Below are 17,898 nucleotides of genomic sequence, written 5' to 3'. Positions count from 1 at the left end.
ACGGGGTCAAGGGCGCTGACCGATCTCTTCGACCCACCCGGTCCAGACGTAGCTGGCCTGCTGGGACAGAACGGGATATTCGAGCCCGTAGTCCTCGATCGGGGTCTCCGGGTCCTCCTCGTCCATCAGGGTGGAGTCCTGGTAGAGCAACGCTCCGTCCTCGGCGCTGAAGAGATAGCGGTACTCCAGCACCTGGACACCGGGCTCCTCGACGACGAACGAGAAGAGCTCGCCCTCTCGACCCAACGGATCGGTGGCGGTGCCCAGGTGGCTCGTCTCGGCACGGTCGGCGATGATCCGTTGGACGGCGGACTCCTCCTCACCGGACAAGGGCCGGTACTCGTAGAGGCTCGCGACGGCGTGGAACAGGGAGGAATCGGTCCTCTTGACCTCCTCCGGGTCCTGACCCAGGTCCATGAGGGTCTCCGCCAGAGCGTCGGGGTCGGTGGGCAGCGTCTCTGGCAGGACCAGGCTGGGGTGAAGAGTGTCCTCGTAGGATTCACCGACCTGATCCAGGAACCACTCGTGGTCGCCGGCCTCTCCCCCCGTCTCGGTCGGGGGCTGGGGATGACTGTCCTCGCGCATGTCACCGTTCAGGTTCTGCCACCGGTTCCACTCGAAGGGGATGAACCCGTATCCGTGGGTCTCCTCCGGGTCCGCGTCACCGGCGTTGGCGTTCATCCGATACATGGTGGTGCCGGTGGAGGCGACGAACCCCACGTCCCCCCGGCCCTGGGGGTCGCCGCGTCCGGCCGTGACCTCGGCCAGCTCCAGCAACGGTTCCGTGCCGTCGACCGGTTCCCCACCGACGACCTCCACGGTCTCGGGTGGGGAGGCGTAGGCCACGGGTACGCCGGCCGGGTGGTCCGTGGGCAACAGCATCGCTCCCACGCCCACGGCCAGGGCAGCGGCGGCGGCACCGGTCACGAGCACGGGGATACGGCGCCACAGGGGATTCGTCACGGGGGTGTTCTCCTTCAGTCTGGCGATGGCGTTGGTCCGGGCCCATCGACGGCCCTGGGCGGTGGGGGTGGTGTCCCTGGCCGGGTCGCTGTCGTTGAGGGCCGCGCGCAGGCTGGTCAGGTCGTTCATGACGTCTTCTCCCAGGTGAAGTCCGGTTCGGGTTCGGTCGCCTCATTCAGGTGAGTGGTGAGCCTCTTGCGGGCCCGATGCAGTCGTCCACGGGCGGTGACGTGGCTACATCCCACGACCTTGGCCGCCTGGCGGGCATCGAGCCCCTCCCAGGTCACGAGCATCACGAGTTCGCGTTCGATCTCGGTCAACCGCGCCAGGGCCGCCAGGGCTCCGCTTCGGTCGATGACACGGTCGGCGTGGTCGGCGAGCATGTCGATCCGTCCGGGTTCTCGGATCAGCGATTGCGCGATCCGGTCCTGCCTCTGGTCGCGGCGCAGGTGGGCCAGGGTGATCCTTCGTGCGCACGCGTACAACCAGGGCAGTTCCTGCTGCGGGACCAGGCGCCTTCTTTGTTGCCAGGCCACGACGAAGGACTCCGAGGCCACGTCGTCGGCCTGGTCGGCGCCCACTCTGCGCCGGGCGTATCGGTACACGGCGTCGTAGTGCTTCTCGAACAGGGCGTTGAAGGCGCGTTCGTCGGAGTAGGGGTCTCCGTCCGTGCTGCGTCCCATGAGCATCCCTCCCGTCCTCTCACCTGCTTATGTCGGGACGGGGGGTGTGTGTTCGGTCGCCGGTGAGGATTTTTCCTGCGGAAGGTTCGCGGGATGGGCAAGGCCCGGCCGGGAGAACCGGTGGCCTCGGGGTGCGTTCGGCACGGATGCCGTCGTCGACGATCGCGACCTGGACCGTGGTGGCGGTGGGCATGTGCAGCGTGCGGATGACCCGGCTCCGGGAGAGTGGGCCGGGCTGGTGGGCACAGTGAAGGCCCCCGGGGCCGGCCAAGCGACCGCCGGAGGGCACCATGCTCACCATCTCGCCTCTACCCTCGTGATCTTGCTACCAGTGGCGAAGCAAGGGCTTTCATTGCTACTGGTAGCAAGATCACGGGGGATGGGAACCCCTACCCGCCGGCTGGAACCCGAACGGTCGGGGCCTTCGCGATGCTCACAAACCCAGAACACGCCGTTCGACCTCGGGGTCCAAACCGAGACTGGGCCGGTCGGGGCGTTGGGGCGCCTCGCCACCGATGGACCTCAACCACGCCCAGGTGTCGGCGACGGTCTCGATGACCGGGCGGCACCTCAACCCCGTGGCCAGGGCACGATCGACATTCCCTTGGTGCAGGGTCTCGTGCATCTCGCCCGGAGGCAGCCAGACCGGAAGGTCCATCCAGGGTCGAATCCCCTCCGCCTCGATCACCTGGGGATCGGTCCAGCGGAACTCCGCGTCCGAACCCGTCACCTCCCGGCAGGCCTCCAGGAGTTCCACCATGGTGGCGTGCCCACTCGGGCTGACCAGGTTGTACGGACCTCCCAACCCCTTCTCCACCGCGTCGAGGGTCCAGGCGGCCAGGTCCCGGACATCGATGTACTGCAACGGCAGGTCACGCGGCCCAGGCGCGAGAACGGGACCACCCCGCGCGATCCGGTTCAGCCACCACGGCAACCGGCCGATGTTCTCGTACGGACCCAGGATGAGCCCGGCCCGGACGAACAGCGCCCGGTCACCGAACACCTCCTCGGCGGCCACCTCGCCCCCGCGTTTGGCCCGCGCGTAGTCCTCTCCCTCGTCGGCGGGGGCGGGCTTGACGGTCGGGGCGGTCTCGTCCGCACCGGGAGCGCTGGGCATGCCGTGGACGGAACGGCTGGAGACGTACGCGTAGTGGCCGACCCGACCGTCCAACAGTCGAGCGGTGGCCGCAACGGCTCCGGGGGCACCCGACCAGGTGTCGACGACGGCGTCCCACTCCCCCGTCTCCAACGCCGTGAGACCACCCTCCTCGGTACGGTCGCCGTGCAGCACGCGCGCCCCCGCCGGGGCCTCATGCCGTCCTCGATGGAACACCGTGACGTCCCACCCTCGGGCGAGCGCGTCCTCCACGATCGCCCGTCCCACGAACTCGGTACCGCCCAGAACCAGAAGTCTCATGCGGACCAGTGTGACCAGAACGAGCGCTCGTCGCTAGAGCCCACTGCCCACGGCAGAACGGGCGCGCTCCAATAGGAGGGCGCGTTCGCGTTCGTTGCGGGTGAGGTCGGCGGCCCGTTCGTACTCGGCACGAGCCTGCTCACCTCGTCCGAGACGCTGGAGCAGGTCGGCGCGAACGGCCGGGAGCAGGTGGTAGCCGTCCAGTGCCCCGGAATCGCGCAGGGCGTCGACGATGTCGAGTGCCGCACCGGGCCCGATCGCCATCGACACCGCCACCGCACGGTTGAGTTCGACCACGGGCGACCCGGTGCGGCGGGCCAGCACCTCGTACAAGACGGCGATCCCACGCCAGTCGGTGTCCTCGGCGGTGTGGGCCGTGGCGTGCTTGGCGGCGATGCCGGCCTGGAGGGAGTAGACGCCCCGTGGACGGGCGGGATCGACGGGGATCGAACCTTCCAACGCGACCAGTCCACGTTGGATGAGCAGCCGATCCCACCGGGAACGATCCTGATCGGCGAGGGTCACCGGCGCCCCATCGGCACCGATCCGGGCCCGGAACCGGGAGGCCTGAAGCTCCATGAGCGCGATCAGCCCGTGCACCTCGGGTTCCTTGGGCATCAACCCGGCGAGGATCCGTCCCAGGCGCATGGCCTCCTCGCACGGTTCGGAACGCAGCCACCCCTCCCCCGAGGTGGCCGTGTACCCCTCGTTGAACACCAGGTAGAGGACCTCCAGCACGTCGGCGAGGCGGGCGTCGCGGTCCGCACCCGAGGGCACCTCGAACGGAACCCTCTTCTCGGTCAGCCGTCGTTTGGCCCGCACGATGCGCTGGGCGATGGTGGTTTCCGGCACGAGGAAGGCGCGGGCGATCTCGTCGGTGGTGAGTCCACCGAGCAGGCGGAGGGTGAGCGCGATCCGAGCCTCGGTGGACAGCACGGGATGACAGCACACGAACATGAGTTTGAGAAGGTCGTCGCCGTAGTCCTCTTCCAGGACGGCGTCGAACTCCGCTTGTCCGTCGTGCTCGACGAACTCCCGGCCGAGTTCCACCATGCGGTCCCGGAAACGTTCGTCCCGGCGCCAGCGGTCGAGGATCCGCCGCTTGGCGACGGTGGTCAGCCAGGCCCCGGGACTACGTGGCACACCCTCCCGGGGCCACTTCTCCAGCGCGGTGACCAGCGCGTCCTGCGCGAACTCCTCGGCCGATCCGACATCGCCGACCATGCGCGTCAAGGTCGCGATCAGGCGGGCCGACTCGATCCGCCAGACCGCCTCCACCTGGCGCGTCACATCCGTATGATCCACCGCATCATGACAGCACCGGCGGGCTCCGGCCGCAAGGTACGGGGGCGGGCCCACGCGGACCCGCCCCCGTACCACCGGAAGCTCACCCCTCCTGCTGGGCGCGCAGGGCGCGCTCTCGCTCCTTGAGCTCCTCGGGCATGTCGTCCATGTCCTCCAGCTCACCGATCCGGCGCAGCTGGAGCTTCATCTCGGTCGGGTCCCCCTTGGGCGGGTGCGGGCAACGCTTGGCCCACTCCACGGCCTCGGCGTGCGAAGACACCTGGAGCACCCAGTACCCGGCAATGAACTCCTTGGCCTCGGTGAAGGGCCCGTCGACGACGGTGGCCTCCCCGTCGCGGAAGACGACCTCGGCGCCCTCCGAGGTGGGGGCCAGGCCCTCACCGGTCAGCAGGACCCCGGCCTTGGCCAGCTCCTCGTTGTAGGCGGCCATCGCCTCGTAGATCTCGGGCCCGGGCTCGTAGTCGGCGGCCTCGGACGCGGGGTCGCTCATGATCGACATCAGGTAACGCATGGTGTTCGCCCTCTTTCGAGTGTCCGGCGGGGTCTTCCCCGCTCTCACCTGTTCGTCGAACGGGTCGACGCCGGATCGACACCCGCCATGAACTTTTTTTCCTACTCCTCCTTCCTTCCCAGCGCGGCTCGTTCGACCTGCGCCCACGGAGCGGGGTGCCGGCCACAAGTGGTCAACGAACACCCCGGGGAACGTGCTGAGCTGGGGCGTTCGATAGGGTTTCGGCACGGTTCCGACGGATACGAACCCTGGTCGCCCTCCCCCGGCGCCGGTCGCGGAACCACGAGAACACGAAGGAGTACGCGGGATGGGCCTGTTCCTGAGTACCGCCTTCGGATTCCCCACCGTCCTGTTCACGCCGATGCTCATCGTGGTCCTGGGCTACTGGATCTTCGTGATCGTCGGTGCCGCGGACACCGAAGCACTCGACAGCGTGGACGCCGACGGTGACGTCGCCGGGCTCAGCGCGGTCCTGAGCAAGGCCGGACTGGGGAGGGTTCCGGTGACCGTGGCCCTGACCATGCTGATCTGCGTGGCCTGGTTCGTCAGCATGATGGGAAGCATCGTGACCAGCCTCATCGAGACCACCTCCGCGCCGATGCTGTGGGCCCTGGGGGCCGTCGTCCTACTCATCGCCCTGGTCGCCGCGTGGGCGGTCACCAGCGGCGTGGTGATGGGACTCCAGCGGTTCCTGCCCAAGCGCAAGGGCGACTCCAAGCACGAACTCGTCGGCCGCACCTGCCGCATCCGCATCGGTGAGGCCCGTGAGGACTTCGGCCAGGCCGAGATCACCACCGCCGGTGGAGCCGCCATCTCCATCCCGGTGCGAACGACCGGCGGCGAGGTCCTGTCCGTCGGCAGCACGGCCCTCATCTTCGACCACGACGCGGCCGACGACCACTTCCTCGTCACCGCCTTCGACCCCGCTCTGGATCCCGGCCAGCACTGAGTGTCCCGGCTCCACCCGCGATGAGCAGGGATGATCTTGTCCACTTCGGAACCGTTCGCCACGCGGACGCGTCATAACCCCTGACAAGCGATCTTTTCGGGCACGGCCGTCCCGCTCCCGTCCCTCCGCCCGACGCCGCGTGTCCCCCGATCCACGCCGCTCGCAGAAAGAGACCCCTACGTGTTGCTGAGTGCTCCGGCCACCGGACAGGAAGCGGCCGATGCCACCTTCCTGACCATCGGTGTCGCCATCGCCATCGGAATCGTCGTCCTCCTGGCCCTACTGCTGATGGTGACCAGGTTGTTCCGCAAGGTGGAGCAGGGCAAGGCCCTGATCATCTCCAAGGTGCGGGACGTCCACGTCACCTTCACCGGATCGATCGTCCTCCCGGTCCTGCACAAGGCCGAGATCATGGACATCTCCCTCAAGAGCCTGACCCTGGAACGCGGTGGCCGTGAAGGCCTGACCTGCAAGGACAACATCCGCGCCGACATCACGGTGTTCTTCTACGTCCGGGTCAACGAGACCGCCGAGGACGTCAAGAAGGTCGCCAAGGCGATCGGCACCGAACGCGCCAGCGACCAGGACACCCTGCAGGAGCTCTTCAACTCCAAGTTCTCCGAGGCGCTCAAGACCGTCGGCAAGCAGTTCGACTTCGAGGAGCTGTTCACCCACCGCGAGCAGTTCCGGCACGCGATCGTCTCCCTGATCGGTACCGACCTCAACGGCTACATCCTGGAGGACGTGGCCATCGACGAGCTGGAGCAGACCCCGCTGCACCAGCACGACGCCAACAACATCCTGGACGCGCAGGGCATCTCGAAGATCACCGAGCGCACCGCCCGGGAGCACAAGCGCACCAACGAGTTCGAGAACGACCGCAAGAAGGAGATCGACCGCCAGGACACGGAGACCGCCGAGACCCTCGCCGAACTGGAGAAGCGTCGTGAGGAGGCGGCCGCCAAGGCCAAGCGCGAGATCGAGATCATCCGCGCCCGCGAGGAGGCCGAGACCGCCCGGGTCCAGGCCGAGGAGCGTCTCAAGTCCGAGACCGCCAACATCCGCACCTCCGAGCAGCTCGGCGTCCAGCACCAGAACCAGCAGCGTGAGATCGCGGTCGCCGAGAAGAACCGCGAGCGGGTCATCGCCATCGAGACCGAACGCATCGAGAAGGACCGCATGCTGGAGGTCATCGGCCGCGAGCGCGAGACCGAGCTGAGCAGCATCGCCAAGGACAAGGAGGTCGAGGCCGAGAAGCGCGAGGTCGCCGACGTCGTCCGCGAGCGGATCGCCGTCGACCGCACCGTCGCCGAGCAGGAAGAGGCGATCAAGAAGCTGCGGGCCGTGGAGGAGGCCGAGCGCCAGCGTCAGGCCATCATCATCCACGCCGAGGCCGAGGCCCAGGAGAACCTGGTCAAGGACATCAAGGCCGCCGAGGCCGCCGAAGCCGCGGCCAAGCACAAGGCGCAGGAGGAACTCACCCTCGCCGAGGCCCGTCAGCAGGCCGCCGAGCTGGACACCCGCGCCAAGATCCGCCTGGCCGAGGGCCTGCAGGCCGAGGCCGCCGCCGCGGGTCTGGCCGAGGTCCAGGTCCGGGAGCAGGACGCCGAGGCCGTCGAGAAGCTGGGCCGCGCCGAGGCCGTCGTGGCCCGCGAGAAGGCCGACGTCGAGGCCGACGCCGTGGAGAAGAAGCTGCGCGCCGAGGCCGCGGGTCTGACCGACAAGGCCGCCGCGATGGCCGCCCTGGACGAGGTCAGCCGCGACCACGAGGAGTACCGCCTGCGTCTGGAGGCGGAGAAGGAGGTCCGCCTCGCCGGCATCGACGTCAACCGTCAGATCGCCGAGGCCCAGGCAACGGCCATGGCCGCCGGGCTGGAAAGCGCCGACATCAACATCGTCGGTGGCGACGGCGCCTTCTTCGACCGGATGGTCAACTCGATCGGCATGGGCAAGGCCGTGGACGGGTTCGTCAACGGTTCCGAGACCGTGCAGGCGCTGGGCAACGGCTGGCTGAACGGCGAGGGCAACTTCGCCGAGGACATCAAGAGGGTCCTGGCCGAGGTGGACACCGAGGACGTCAAGAACCTCACGGTCTCCGCGCTGCTGCTCAAGCTGATCGGCGCGGGCGGCCCGGACACCGGCAAGCTGGACCGGCTGCTCGGCACCGCCCGTTCCATGGGGCTGGACCAGCTGCCCGTCAACGCACTCGCCCCCGTGAAGCAGTGAGGTAGTCCTCCGTGACCGAGGCCCAGTCCGGGGGCGCACAGCCCCAGGAAGCACGGCTCCAGGAGACCGAAGGCCCCGGGCCCGAAGCCGAGGACGCGCGGTCGCTGGACGCGGGCACCTATGAGGTGCTCCGCGCCCGGCTCCGCGAACAGACCGGCGAACTGGCCCGACGGACCGAGGAGCTCAACAACCGACGGTTGGAGGTGTTCGGCGGCACCGAGCTGGCCCTGCTCGGCACCGAACGCATCCGCACCGAACACAACTGCGTGCCGCGCGACATCGTCAGCGTGGGGCGTTCCGTCGGAGACGACGCCGGCGGGGACACGATCCTCTTCGGCTACAACGTCTACATCGGGATGCAGAGCACCACACACGTCCCCGACGTGTTCTCCCTGCACCGGTACGAGCACGGTGACGACTCCTTCGAGTTCACCGACGCGGCCGAGGACGCCATCCCCGGGCTGCTCGCGGACGAGCGTTTCCGGCAGGACTTCGAGCAGCTGTACCGCTATTACCGCGACGCCCGCCTGCTCCAGCTGCGCAGGGTCGAGGAGCGGCTGCTGGCCGTCTTCCAGACCGGCCCGAGAACGGAGGACGTCCGCGTCCTGAGGTGGTCGGTCTCGCCCGCCGGTGAGATCGCCTACCTCGACGACCGGGGCGAACGCGACCACGTGTTCCCGCCTGCGCACGACTTCGAGTGGGTGGAGGCCACCCGCGAGAACCACGTGATGGGGCGGCATCCGCATATCTCGATCCGCGACGAGTTGTTCGTGGAGACGGTCGGCGGCGACCTGACCATCAAGATCGAGAACAACACCGAGGTCGGCGAGGGGATCTACAGCGAGCCCGTCGACGAGCCGCTGCAGAGCCTGGCCGACGCCTCGGTGTTCCACGCCGAGGTCGGCGCGCTGATCCTGCTGAAGGTCCTGCCGTACAACGAGACCACGTGGCGGTACCTGGTCTTCAACAAGCGGACCAAGGAGGTCGAGCGCCTCGACGGCATCGGCCGTTCCTGCCAGCGGCTGCCCGACGACCAAGGGCTCATCTTCCCGGGTGGTTACTACCTGGCCACCGGGGTGGCGCGGACCTTCGACACCGACGTCACCGACCTGGAGTTCGACCGGGTGGTGCGTTCTCCCAACGGTGAGGACGTGCTGTACGTCTTCCACTCCCCAACGGATGGGCGCAGCCTGCTGCTGCCCTACAACACCATCCGCAAGGAGGTCGCCAACCCGATCGTCTGTCACGGCCACTCGCTGTTCGACGACGGGACCATGACGGTGTTCCGCGACGGCTCGGGCGAACCCACCCGGGTGCACCCGATGCAGGTGTGGCGGACCCCGTTCGTGTCCGACGTGTACGCCGCCGCACAGCCGGTGGGCACCGGGCCCCTGGAGCGGATCGGCAACGCCGAACTGGTGCAGGGCATATCGGAGAGTCTGTCGGTGTCGCGGATCGCCGAGGACATGCGGCCCTCCACCGAGGTGTTCGAGGCGATCATCGCCTCCTGCCGGAGGGTCCTGGACCGGTTCCACTGGCTCGGTGACGAGGAACTGGGCGACCTCGCAGCTCCACTGACCGAGGTACGCGGCACCGCGGAGCGGGTGCTGGACGAGTTCGAGACCGTCCAGTCCCTGACCCGGCAGGCCGCCGAGACCCTCGCGGAGACCGAGGCGAAGGTCACCGCGCTCATCCGTCGATCCAGGGGCGAGACCCCGAGGTCGGCGGAGGGCTGGGTGACCCGTCTGACCGAACTGCGCCGCGCCCAAGGTCAGGCCGCCACGCTGCGCGAGATGCGTTACGTGGACGGCGAGCGGATCGACGCGATCGAGCAGGGCCTCGACGAGGAGATCGCCTCCACCGGCCGGCGCACGGTGTCCTTCCTGGAGCAGGAGGACGCCTTCGACGGCTACCACTCCGAGGTGGAGCGGCTGGTCGAGGACGCCGAGGCGCTGGAGGCGGTCAGCGCCGCCACCGCCGTCGGCGAACGCATCGCCGAACAGACCGAGGGCCTGCAGGTCGTCACCGAGGTCATCGGTTCACTCGACATCGGCGACGCCCAGGTGCGCACCCGCATCCTGGAGCGGATCAGCGAGGTCATGGGCGGGGTCAACCGCGCCCGGGCCACCCTGGAATCCCGGCGCAAGGAACTCCTCGCCCTGGAGGGTCGGGCCGAGTTCGCCGCCGAGTTCGCGCTGCTGGGACAGGCCATCACCGGGGCGATCGCCGCCGCGGACACCCCGGAGCGCTGCGACGAACAGCTCGGCCGGATCATGCTCCAGCTGGAGAACCTGGAGTCGCGCTTCGCGGAGTTCGACGACTTCCTCCAAGAGCTGGCCGACAAACGCGAGGACGTCTACGAGGCGTTCTCCACCCGCAAGCAGTCGCTGGTGGACGAGAGGTCCAGGCGGGCCGACCGTCTGGCGTCCTCGGCCGCCCGTGTCCTGGAGGGGGTGCACCGGCGGGTCTCCACCCTGACCACGCTGGAGGACATCAACACCTACTTCGCGTCCGACGCGATGGTGACGCGACTGCGCCGCACCGTCACGGAGATGCGCGAACTCGGTGACACCGTCCGCGCCGAGGAGCTGGAGGGCCAGATCCTGGCCGCCCGGCAGGAGGCCGGACGGGCCCTACAGGACCGCAGCGACCTGTTCGAGGGCGGGCCCGGGGGCGAGACGATCCGGTTGGGCAGGCACCGTTTCGCGGTGAACACCCAACCCATCGACCTCACCCTCACTCCGCACGACGGACACATGTCGGTGGCCATCACCGGTACCGACTTCCGCTCGCCCGTCACCGACGAGGCGTTCCAGGAGACCCGGCACCTGTGGGACCGGCTTCTGGTCTCCGAAAGCCCCGACGTGTACCGGGCCGAGTACCTGGCCACGTCGATCCTGGCCACGGCCGAGGAAGGCGCCGAAGGGCTGTCCCTGGACGCCCTGCACGACGCGGAGCTGCACGCCGAGAACGGCGACTCGTTGCTTTCGCTGGTGCGCGGGGTCGCGGAGTCGCGTTACGACGAGGGATACGAGCGGGGCGTGCACGACCACGACGCCGCGAAGATCCTGTCGGTGCTGTTGCGGTTGCGCGCCGGGGCCGAGTTGCTGCGCTACCCGGGGCAGGTGCGCGCGGTCGCCCAGTTGTTCTGGGCCAACGGGGCGGACGAGGGGCTGCGACGTTCCTGGCGTACTCGCGCGGTCTCCCTGGCCCGGGCCCGGAGCGTGTTCGGGGCGCGGAGGTCGGCGGCGATCGACGCCCTGCGCACCGAGCTCGCCGAGGCCGTGGACACCTTCCTCACCGAGACCGGGCTGCACCAGGACACCGACCTCGAAACGGTGGGCGACTACCTGTTCGAGGAAATGGCCCTGGACGGTCCGAACCGGCGCGGATTCGTCTCCGGTGCGGGTGCGCGCACCCTGCTGGACCGGTTCCACCGGGCTCTGGGCAGTACCCGCGAGACCACCCGTAAGGCCTTCGAGGAGGACCTGCGAGGGCTCGGCGACGACGTGGCCGCCCGACACCAGCTCGTGACGGCCTGGTTGGAGGCCTACGCGACCACCCTGGAGGAACCGGCCGCCCCGGGTGACCTGCCCGAGGCGGTGGCGCTGCAACTCGCCACCGTGAACCGGTACGAGTCCTCCGCCTCGGTCGAGGAGAAGGTGCCGGGGCTGTTGGGGTCCCACCCGAGGATCGAGGGGCGGTCGCTCTCCGTGCGGTTGGACGAGATCCTGCCGCGCACCCGCCGGTTCCAGGCCGTGGACGTGCCCGCCTACCGGGACTTCCAACGGCGCCGCAACGACCTGGTGGGCACCGAACGCGAACGTCTGCGGCTGGAGGAGTACAAGCCGAAGGTGATGAGCGGGTTCGTGCGCAACCGTCTGTTGGACGAGTCGTACCTGCCGCTGATCGGGGACAACCTCGCCAAGCAGTTGGGGGCGGCCGGTGACGACAAGCGCACCGACCAGAGCGGCCTGTTGCTGCTCATCTCCCCGCCCGGATACGGCAAGACCACGCTCATGGAGTACGTGGCCAGCCGGTTGGGGCTGGTGTTCGTCAAGGTGAACGGGCCTTCTCTGGGGCACTCCATCACCTCGTTGGATCCGGCCGAGGCCCCGGACGCCACCTCCCGCCAGGAGATCGAGAAGATCTCCTTCGCGCTGGAGATGGGCGCCAACACGATGCTGTACCTGGACGACATCCAGCACACCAACCCCGAGCTGCTCCAGAAGTTCATCTCGCTCTGCGACGGGCAGCGCCGGATGGAGGGCGTGTGGGAGGGCCGAACCCGCACCTACGACCTGCGCGGGAAGCGGTTCGCGGTCTGCATGGCCGGTAACCCCTACACCGAACAGGGCAAGCGGTTCCGGATCCCGGACATGTTGGCCAACCGTGCCGACGTGTACAACCTGGGCGACGTGCTGTCCGGGAAGGAGGAGCTGTTCGCGCTCAGCTACATCGAGAACGCGATCACCTCCAACCCGACCCTGGCGCCGCTGTCCACCCGGGACCAGGAGGACGTGCACACGTTCGTGCGCATGGCCCAGGGGGACGAGTCGGTCGGCACGGACCGGTTGAAGCACCCGTACTCGGCGGCCGAGGTGGACCGGATCGTGTCGGTGCTCCAGAAGCTGCTGCGGGTGCAGGAAGTGGTGCTGGCCAACAACCAGGCCTACATCGCCTCGGCCGCGCAGTCCGAGGACTCCCGCACCGAACCGCCCTTCCAGCTCCAGGGTTCGTACCGCAACATGAACCGGCTCTCCGAGAAGATCGTGCCGGTCATGAACGAAGCCGAGGTGGAGGCCGTCATCGACGACCACTACCTGGGCGAGGCACAGACCCTGACGTCGGGCGCCGAGGCCAACCTGCTGAAGCTCGCCGAGCTGCGCGGGGTGATGACCCAGGAGCAGGAACGGCGCTGGGCCGAGGTCAAGGACGGCTTCCGTCGGGGCCGGGCCTTGGGCGGAGCCGACGACGACCCGATGACCAGGGCCATCGGTGCGATGGGCCTGCTCGCCGACCGGGTCGGAGAAATCGGTACCGCGCTCAACAACAACGACCGCTGACACCGTTCGGCCGGTAAGGGCCGGTTCCGGGGACGCCCCGGAACCGGCCCTTCGAGTTGTCCACAGAAGTTCACCCCGCCCCTGCGCATGTGCTCACGACTCCTCTAAAGTGATGCGGGCATAGTGAAAAGCCAAGCCTTGGAGCGTCGCGACGAACGACGAGTCAAGGGCATACTGCCGAGTTTTCGGGTAGAGAACCATCGGTCGCTACGCGACGAGCAGGAACTCATCCTCGTACCCGCCGAGCAGAGCGCCGTTGGATTCCCCTCACCCGACGAGATCGGTCCGCTCAAGACGACCGGGATCTTCGGAGCAAACGCCTCCGGGAAGTCTTCCGTGGTCAGGGCGATCGCGTTCATGCGGCGTAAGGTGCGTGGTGATCCATTCAGATGGACACCGGCGTTCTCTTCTTACGGCCCAGAAGGCGATGGCCTGCCCCAAATCCCTCGCGAGCCCCACCACGTTCCATTCGGAGGCGGTCGGCGCCCTCAACCGAGTACGTCGATGGTTCAGAACCTCACTCCGTGTCATTTCCGGGGATCTGGGGTCCTTGCGAGGCAACCGACCACCGGCCGGCGATACAGAACATCTGCGCCGCCTCACCGAACCGGCAGGCGCGGTCGGCACCGGCATCGATGGTTACAAGGTCGAGAGGATCCCCCTCACTCCCGAGGAACAGGCCGAGATCGAAGCCCTTCGCCCACGAACCCCCGTAGAGCGTCAGGGCCCAGGAGAGGAACCCCCGATGAGGAGAGGTCGCAGCCCGGGTAAACGACCGGGTGGGCTTCGAGAGCGTCCCAAGGTCCTGATCCTTGGGGAGGGCGAAACGGAGCACGAGTACTTCGTAGGCCTACGCGACCACTTCAAGTGGTCCGGGCGAAGAGCCTCCGTGTCTTCGGGGCGAGGTCCCGAGCCGGTGAAGATCGAGATCACGGCCCGAACCAGGGCGGACCACTACGACGATCACCCCTGGGCCGATGTCCATACGGTGGTCGACGTGGTGGAGCGACAGTACGAACGGCACGCTCGCTGAGGCGTTCGTGTGTCTACCACTCGGTGGCGGTCAGGAGGCGGTCACGCAGCTCTGGGGCGAGGGTGCGCATGTAGGTGGCGCTGATGTGTCCGGCGTCCCAGAAGACCAGCACGTTGCCGACGACCGGGCGGCACAGGTCGGGTTCGCAGATGCGGTCGGTGAGGTCGAGGGTGACGACGTTGTTCGGGAGGTCGAGGTCGGCGGCTTCGAAGGGGGAGGCCTCGGCCATCGAGTCGGTGAGGGGCGCCGTGCATTCCTCTGGGGATGCCGTGGCCAGGCACTCGGGGGCGTCGAAGCCCAGGCGCGGGGTGTCGCGGACCGCGACGACCTCGATGCCCAGGGCCTCCAGCTCGCGCCAGCGGTCGACGTACCCCTCCACCAAGACCTCTTCGCCGAAACCGGCGGTGGTGTCCAGGCTGGTGGTGGTGCCTGTGGTGAACACGGTGTCGGGGCGTAGGTCGGCGAGTTCGGCCATCACGCCTTGGTTCCACTCGGCGCACTCGGTGTAGGGCTCACCCTTGTAGAGCTGGGGCGCGTCGGTGAACAGGCAGGCGCCCTTGACGATGTTGAGCAGTCGCCAGCCCTGTTGCTCCGCGATGACTTCGAGGGCGGGGAACCAGTGGGCGGCGTGGGAGCCGCCGACGAGGGCGATGGTGCGGTCGGCGTCCTCGGGCCCGTACTCGCAGACGATCGCCTCGGTTCCGGCGATGGTCTGGTTGCAGCCGTCCTCGTAGGTGAGCGGGGTGTCCTGGGCCGCGGAGGCGGGAGCGGGGTGGACGGGGTCGGGGTACTCTCCGTGCTCGGCGCCGATCGCCGCGGCGCCCGGGTAGCGCTGCGGATCGGCGATGAGTTCCTCCAGGCGTCGCTGTTCGGTGTCCATGTGTGTGGTCCACACGGTCGTGGCCAGGAGGAGTGGCGAAAGGCAGGCCAAGGCGAGGGCCGGGCCTCGGACCCGCGAAGCCCGGGCGTAGGTCGTGACCCGGTCGGCCAGAGGGGTCGTCGCGGCGGCCAAGGCCATGGACACGGCGAGGACCATCGCGCCGCCGAGGGGGCTCGCCAGGGTTCGGCCAGTGAACTCCAGGTAGAACACCAGGACCGGCCAGTGCCACAGGTACAGGGCGTAGGAGATCGAGCCGAGGTAGCGCACCGGGCGCGGGGTGAGCATCCGGTCCGCGCCCCAGCGTGAATCCGTGGTTCCCGCGACGACGACGGCGGCCGCCGCAAGGGTCGGCCACAGTGCCGCGTAGCCGGGGAAGACCGTGGACACCTGGAGCAGGACACCGCAGAGGACGAGGGCGGCCAGGCCGGCCCAGCCGAGGAGGATCCGGAGGCTCTTCGCCGGCTTCAGGTACGGCAGGAACAGCGCGAGCAGACCGCCCAGCGCGAACTCCCACAGGCGCGCGCCGGTGTCGAAGTAGGCCCAGGTCTGGTCGGTTCGGGTGACGTACACCGAGTACGCCAGGGAGACGGTGAACACCGCGCCCAGGGCGACGACGAGGCCGCGCCGCGGGGAGGTTCCTCTCCGGGTCGCCCACCAGAGGGCCAGGCCGATCAGCGGCGGCCACAGCAGGTAGAACTGCCCCTGGATCGAAAGCGACCAGAAGTGTTGGAAGAGGCTCGCGCCGTCGTCACGGGCCAGGTAGTCGACCGACCCGAGCGCCAGGTGCCAGTTCTCGAGGTAGAGCGCCGAAGCGACTCCTTCGGCGACCGTGTCGCGCCACCGGGTCTCCGGGAGGAGGAACCGGGTGGCGACCAGGGTCGCCCCGATCACCAGGACGGCGGTGGGCACCAACCGTGTGGCCAGTCGCGCGAGGAAGTCCCCGTAGCGGATGCGTCCGCGGCCGGCGGCCCGCACCAGGGATCCGGTGATGAGGAAGCCGGTGAGCAGCAGGAAGACGTCCACGCCGCCGGAGACCCGGCCGAACCAGATGTGGTAGGCGGCGACGAGGAGGACGGCGATCGCGCGAAGCCCGTCGATCTCCGGCCGGTGGCCTTCGGTGGGCACGGGAGAACGCACGGACGACCTTCGCGAAGGGAACGGGGAGGTCGCCATGATGGCCCGCCCGGGTGAAGGGCGCGCGTACGTGGGTCGACCTCCCGGTCTCGTCCGGAAGAACCCCGTCGAAGGTCAGAGGCGGATCGTCTCGCGGTTCGGGTCGGTGAGCATCTTCGGGTCGCGGTCACGCAGCAGGGCCATGATCGGGGCGATCGTGTCCGCCTCCTGGGCGTACTCGGCTTCCTCGGTCTTGAGCCCCACCACCTGGAAGAACAGCACCAGCCCGTTGTCCGTGTCCAGGATGCGCATGTCGGCGTCGGGCACGATCGCGAGCGAGGTCATGTCGCCGTTCGACCTCTCGCCACCGAGCGGAGAGCGGGTGATGATCCAGTGCCCCACGTCGAGTTGTGCCCCGGCGACGTACTGCTCGGCCAGGGCGTGCAGGACACGGAGGATCCACGCGGGTACGGTCTCGTCCCCCTCCTCACGCGGGATGCGGCAGGAGAACTCGAACCCGGCCCCGGAGACCCGCTTCTCCTCGCTGGTCTTCTCCCCCAGTTCGGTGAGGCCGAAGGTCACGAGCAGCCAGTGCCCCTCCATCGGGTAGGCGAGCACGCCGTCGATGCCCTGGTCGTTCCCACCACCGGGGAACTGGATGGTCAGCGGCCGCACGTCCGGGTAGTGCTGCGCCCACCCCTCGTAGATCTGGGTGAGTCCGGGCAGCATCTCCAGCATCGTGCGTTCTCCTGGTTCGGGTTCGGTGCGCGGTGGTCGGCGCACTTCAGAGGATAGGAGTCGTCCGAGGGCACGCCGACCGTCCTTATGAAGAACTTGCGCGCCCCTACGTAGAGTCGCTGTCCGCCCCTTCGCGAAGAGGGGGGCGGACAGACAGGGGACAGCGATGAGCAGCAGTGATCCGACCGAGGCGGGGGCCATCGTCGGTTGGGTGGTCGGCCTCATGGAGACCTTGGGCGGGCCGGGGGTGGGTCTGGCGATCGCCTTGGAGAACCTCTTCCCGCCGATCCCCAGTGAGGCGATCCTGCCGTTGGCCGGGTTCAGTGCTTCCCAGGGCGACCTGGGTCTGATCGAGGTGATCCTCTGGGCCACCATGGGCTCCCTCGTCGGGGCGCTGGCGCTCTACGGTCTCGGCGCGTGGCTGGGCCGGGATCGGTTCCGGCGGCTCGCCGACCGTGTCCCCCTGGTGAAGCTGTCCGACATCGATCGCACCGAGGCCTGGTTCCGCCGGCACGGGACCAAGGCCATCCTGTTGGGACGCATGGTGCCGATCTTCCGCAGCTTCATCTCGATCCCGGCCGGGATCGAGCGGATGCGCCTCTCGGTGTTCCTGGCCCTGACGGCTCTGGGGAGCGCCGTGTGGAACACCGTGTTCGTCCTGCTCGGCTACCACTTGGGCGAGCAGTGGCACGTGGTGGAACAGTACGTGGGTATCGGTTCGAAGGTGGTTCTGGCCGGGGTCGGCCTGGCGTGCGTGTGGTTCGTCGTGGTGCGGGTGCGTGAACGCCGCCGCCCTAAGGTGCGGGGCACTCGGGTCGACTCCGAACGAACACTCTGAGGGACAGGGTTCCCTGGCGGGTGGGTGACAGTTTCCGCGCGGTACACGGCAAGGGGTCTTGTCGGCGGGTCGAGAGACTTGTAGGTTTCCTCCAATCTCAATGAGATAAACGAAAACTACTTCCCGTGACCTTGGTGGTAGACCCGCACACCCTCGAACCCGCTCAAGAGGTGGAC

The 17,898-nt window shown here is 68.4% G+C and carries 12 protein-coding genes; 4 read left to right on the top strand and 8 right to left on the bottom strand.

Annotation, left to right across the window (positions count from 1 at the left end):
• Nucleotides 1-6: 6 nt before the first annotated feature.
• The 5 genes from ACWGSK_RS06865 to ACWGSK_RS06845 all read right to left on the bottom strand — a co-directional run bounded on the left by ACWGSK_RS06865 (nt 7) and on the right by ACWGSK_RS06845 (nt 4,879).
• Nucleotides 7-1,092: a CU044_5270 family protein gene (locus ACWGSK_RS06865; protein ID WP_452455400.1), complete on the bottom strand. Its 1,086-nt coding sequence runs from the start codon at nt 1,090-1,092 to the stop codon at nt 7-9.
• Nucleotides 1,089-1,646, bottom strand: a complete 558-nt coding sequence (locus tag ACWGSK_RS06860) for an RNA polymerase sigma factor (protein ID WP_452455399.1) — start codon at nt 1,644-1,646, stop codon at nt 1,089-1,091. The genes ACWGSK_RS06865 and ACWGSK_RS06860 overlap by 4 nt, the downstream gene beginning before the upstream one ends.
• Before the next feature lie 433 nt (nt 1,647-2,079).
• Entirely contained in the window at nt 2,080-3,063 is a 984-nt protein-coding gene (locus ACWGSK_RS06855; protein WP_452455398.1) for an NAD-dependent epimerase/dehydratase family protein, read from the bottom strand.
• A 33-nt stretch (nt 3,064-3,096) separates the two neighbouring features.
• Nucleotides 3,097-4,368 (bottom strand): RNA polymerase sigma factor, encoded by a 1,272-nt coding sequence (locus ACWGSK_RS06850; protein WP_452455397.1) that lies wholly within the window; start codon nt 4,366-4,368, stop codon nt 3,097-3,099.
• 82 nt (nt 4,369-4,450) lie between these two features.
• Nucleotides 4,451-4,879 (bottom strand): YciI family protein, encoded by a 429-nt coding sequence (locus ACWGSK_RS06845; RefSeq protein WP_358503872.1) that lies wholly within the window; start codon nt 4,877-4,879, stop codon nt 4,451-4,453.
• A 307-nt stretch (nt 4,880-5,186) separates the two neighbouring features.
• On the opposite strand from ACWGSK_RS06845, the gene ACWGSK_RS06840 reads away from it, so the two are divergent.
• The 3 genes from ACWGSK_RS06840 to ACWGSK_RS06830 all read left to right on the top strand — a co-directional run bounded on the left by ACWGSK_RS06840 (nt 5,187) and on the right by ACWGSK_RS06830 (nt 13,120).
• Entirely contained in the window at nt 5,187-5,828 is a 642-nt protein-coding gene (locus ACWGSK_RS06840) for a DUF1449 domain-containing protein (RefSeq protein ID WP_452455396.1), read from the top strand.
• Nucleotides 5,829-6,008: 180 nt separating this feature from the next.
• On the top strand, nt 6,009-8,054 hold the full coding sequence (locus ACWGSK_RS06835; protein WP_452455395.1) for a flotillin family protein: 2,046 nt from the start codon (nt 6,009-6,011) through the stop codon (nt 8,052-8,054).
• 11 nt (nt 8,055-8,065) lie between these two features.
• Complete coding sequence (locus ACWGSK_RS06830) at nt 8,066-13,120, top strand: DNA repair ATPase (protein WP_452455394.1); 5,055 nt, start codon at nt 8,066-8,068, stop codon at nt 13,118-13,120.
• Nucleotides 13,121-13,637: 517 nt separating this feature from the next.
• Here ACWGSK_RS06830 and ACWGSK_RS06825 read toward each other — a convergent pair.
• The 3 genes from ACWGSK_RS06825 to ACWGSK_RS06815 all read right to left on the bottom strand — a co-directional run bounded on the left by ACWGSK_RS06825 (nt 13,638) and on the right by ACWGSK_RS06815 (nt 16,884).
• The gene (locus ACWGSK_RS06825) at nt 13,638-13,955 is read right to left on the bottom strand and encodes a hypothetical protein (RefSeq protein ID WP_358503884.1); all 318 of its coding nucleotides are present in this window, start codon (nt 13,953-13,955) and stop codon (nt 13,638-13,640) included.
• A 211-nt stretch (nt 13,956-14,166) separates the two neighbouring features.
• A complete protein-coding gene (locus ACWGSK_RS06820; RefSeq protein ID WP_358503887.1) occupies nt 14,167-16,206 on the bottom strand; it encodes an acyltransferase family protein in 2,040 nt (679 codons plus the stop codon).
• 75 nt (nt 16,207-16,281) lie between these two features.
• Nucleotides 16,282-16,884 (bottom strand): suppressor of fused domain protein, encoded by a 603-nt coding sequence (locus ACWGSK_RS06815; protein ID WP_358503891.1) that lies wholly within the window; start codon nt 16,882-16,884, stop codon nt 16,282-16,284.
• Nucleotides 16,885-17,050: 166 nt separating this feature from the next.
• On the opposite strand from ACWGSK_RS06815, the gene ACWGSK_RS06810 reads away from it, so the two are divergent.
• Nucleotides 17,051-17,722, top strand: a complete 672-nt coding sequence (locus ACWGSK_RS06810; RefSeq protein WP_358503894.1) for a DedA family protein — start codon at nt 17,051-17,053, stop codon at nt 17,720-17,722.
• Nucleotides 17,723-17,898 lie beyond the last annotated feature (176 nt).

Source organism: Nocardiopsis sp. NPDC055551 (assembly GCF_053619415.1).
The sequence above is the reverse complement of the archived record's forward strand: the minus strand, read 5'-3'. Positions and strand labels throughout refer to the sequence as shown.

Excerpts from the sequence above, each read along its gene's own strand:
- ACWGSK_RS06820 (WP_358503887.1), bottom strand. The coding sequence starts at position 16,206 with ATGGCGACCTCCCCGTTCCCTTCGCGAAGGTCGTCCGTGCGTTCTCCC.
- ACWGSK_RS06840 (WP_452455396.1), top strand. The coding sequence starts at position 5,187 with ATGGGCCTGTTCCTGAGTACCGCCTTCGGATTCCCCACCGTCCTGTTC.
- ACWGSK_RS06860 (WP_452455399.1), bottom strand. The coding sequence starts at position 1,646 with ATGGGACGCAGCACGGACGGAGACCCCTACTCCGACGAACGCGCCTTC.
- ACWGSK_RS06855 (WP_452455398.1), bottom strand. The coding sequence starts at position 3,063 with ATGAGACTTCTGGTTCTGGGCGGTACCGAGTTCGTGGGACGGGCGATC.
- ACWGSK_RS06865 (WP_452455400.1), bottom strand. The coding sequence starts at position 1,092 with ATGAACGACCTGACCAGCCTGCGCGCGGCCCTCAACGACAGCGACCCG.
- ACWGSK_RS06815 (WP_358503891.1), bottom strand. The coding sequence starts at position 16,884 with ATGCTGGAGATGCTGCCCGGACTCACCCAGATCTACGAGGGGTGGGCG.
- ACWGSK_RS06845 (WP_358503872.1), bottom strand. The coding sequence starts at position 4,879 with ATGCGTTACCTGATGTCGATCATGAGCGACCCCGCGTCCGAGGCCGCC.
- ACWGSK_RS06810 (WP_358503894.1), top strand. The coding sequence starts at position 17,051 with ATGAGCAGCAGTGATCCGACCGAGGCGGGGGCCATCGTCGGTTGGGTG.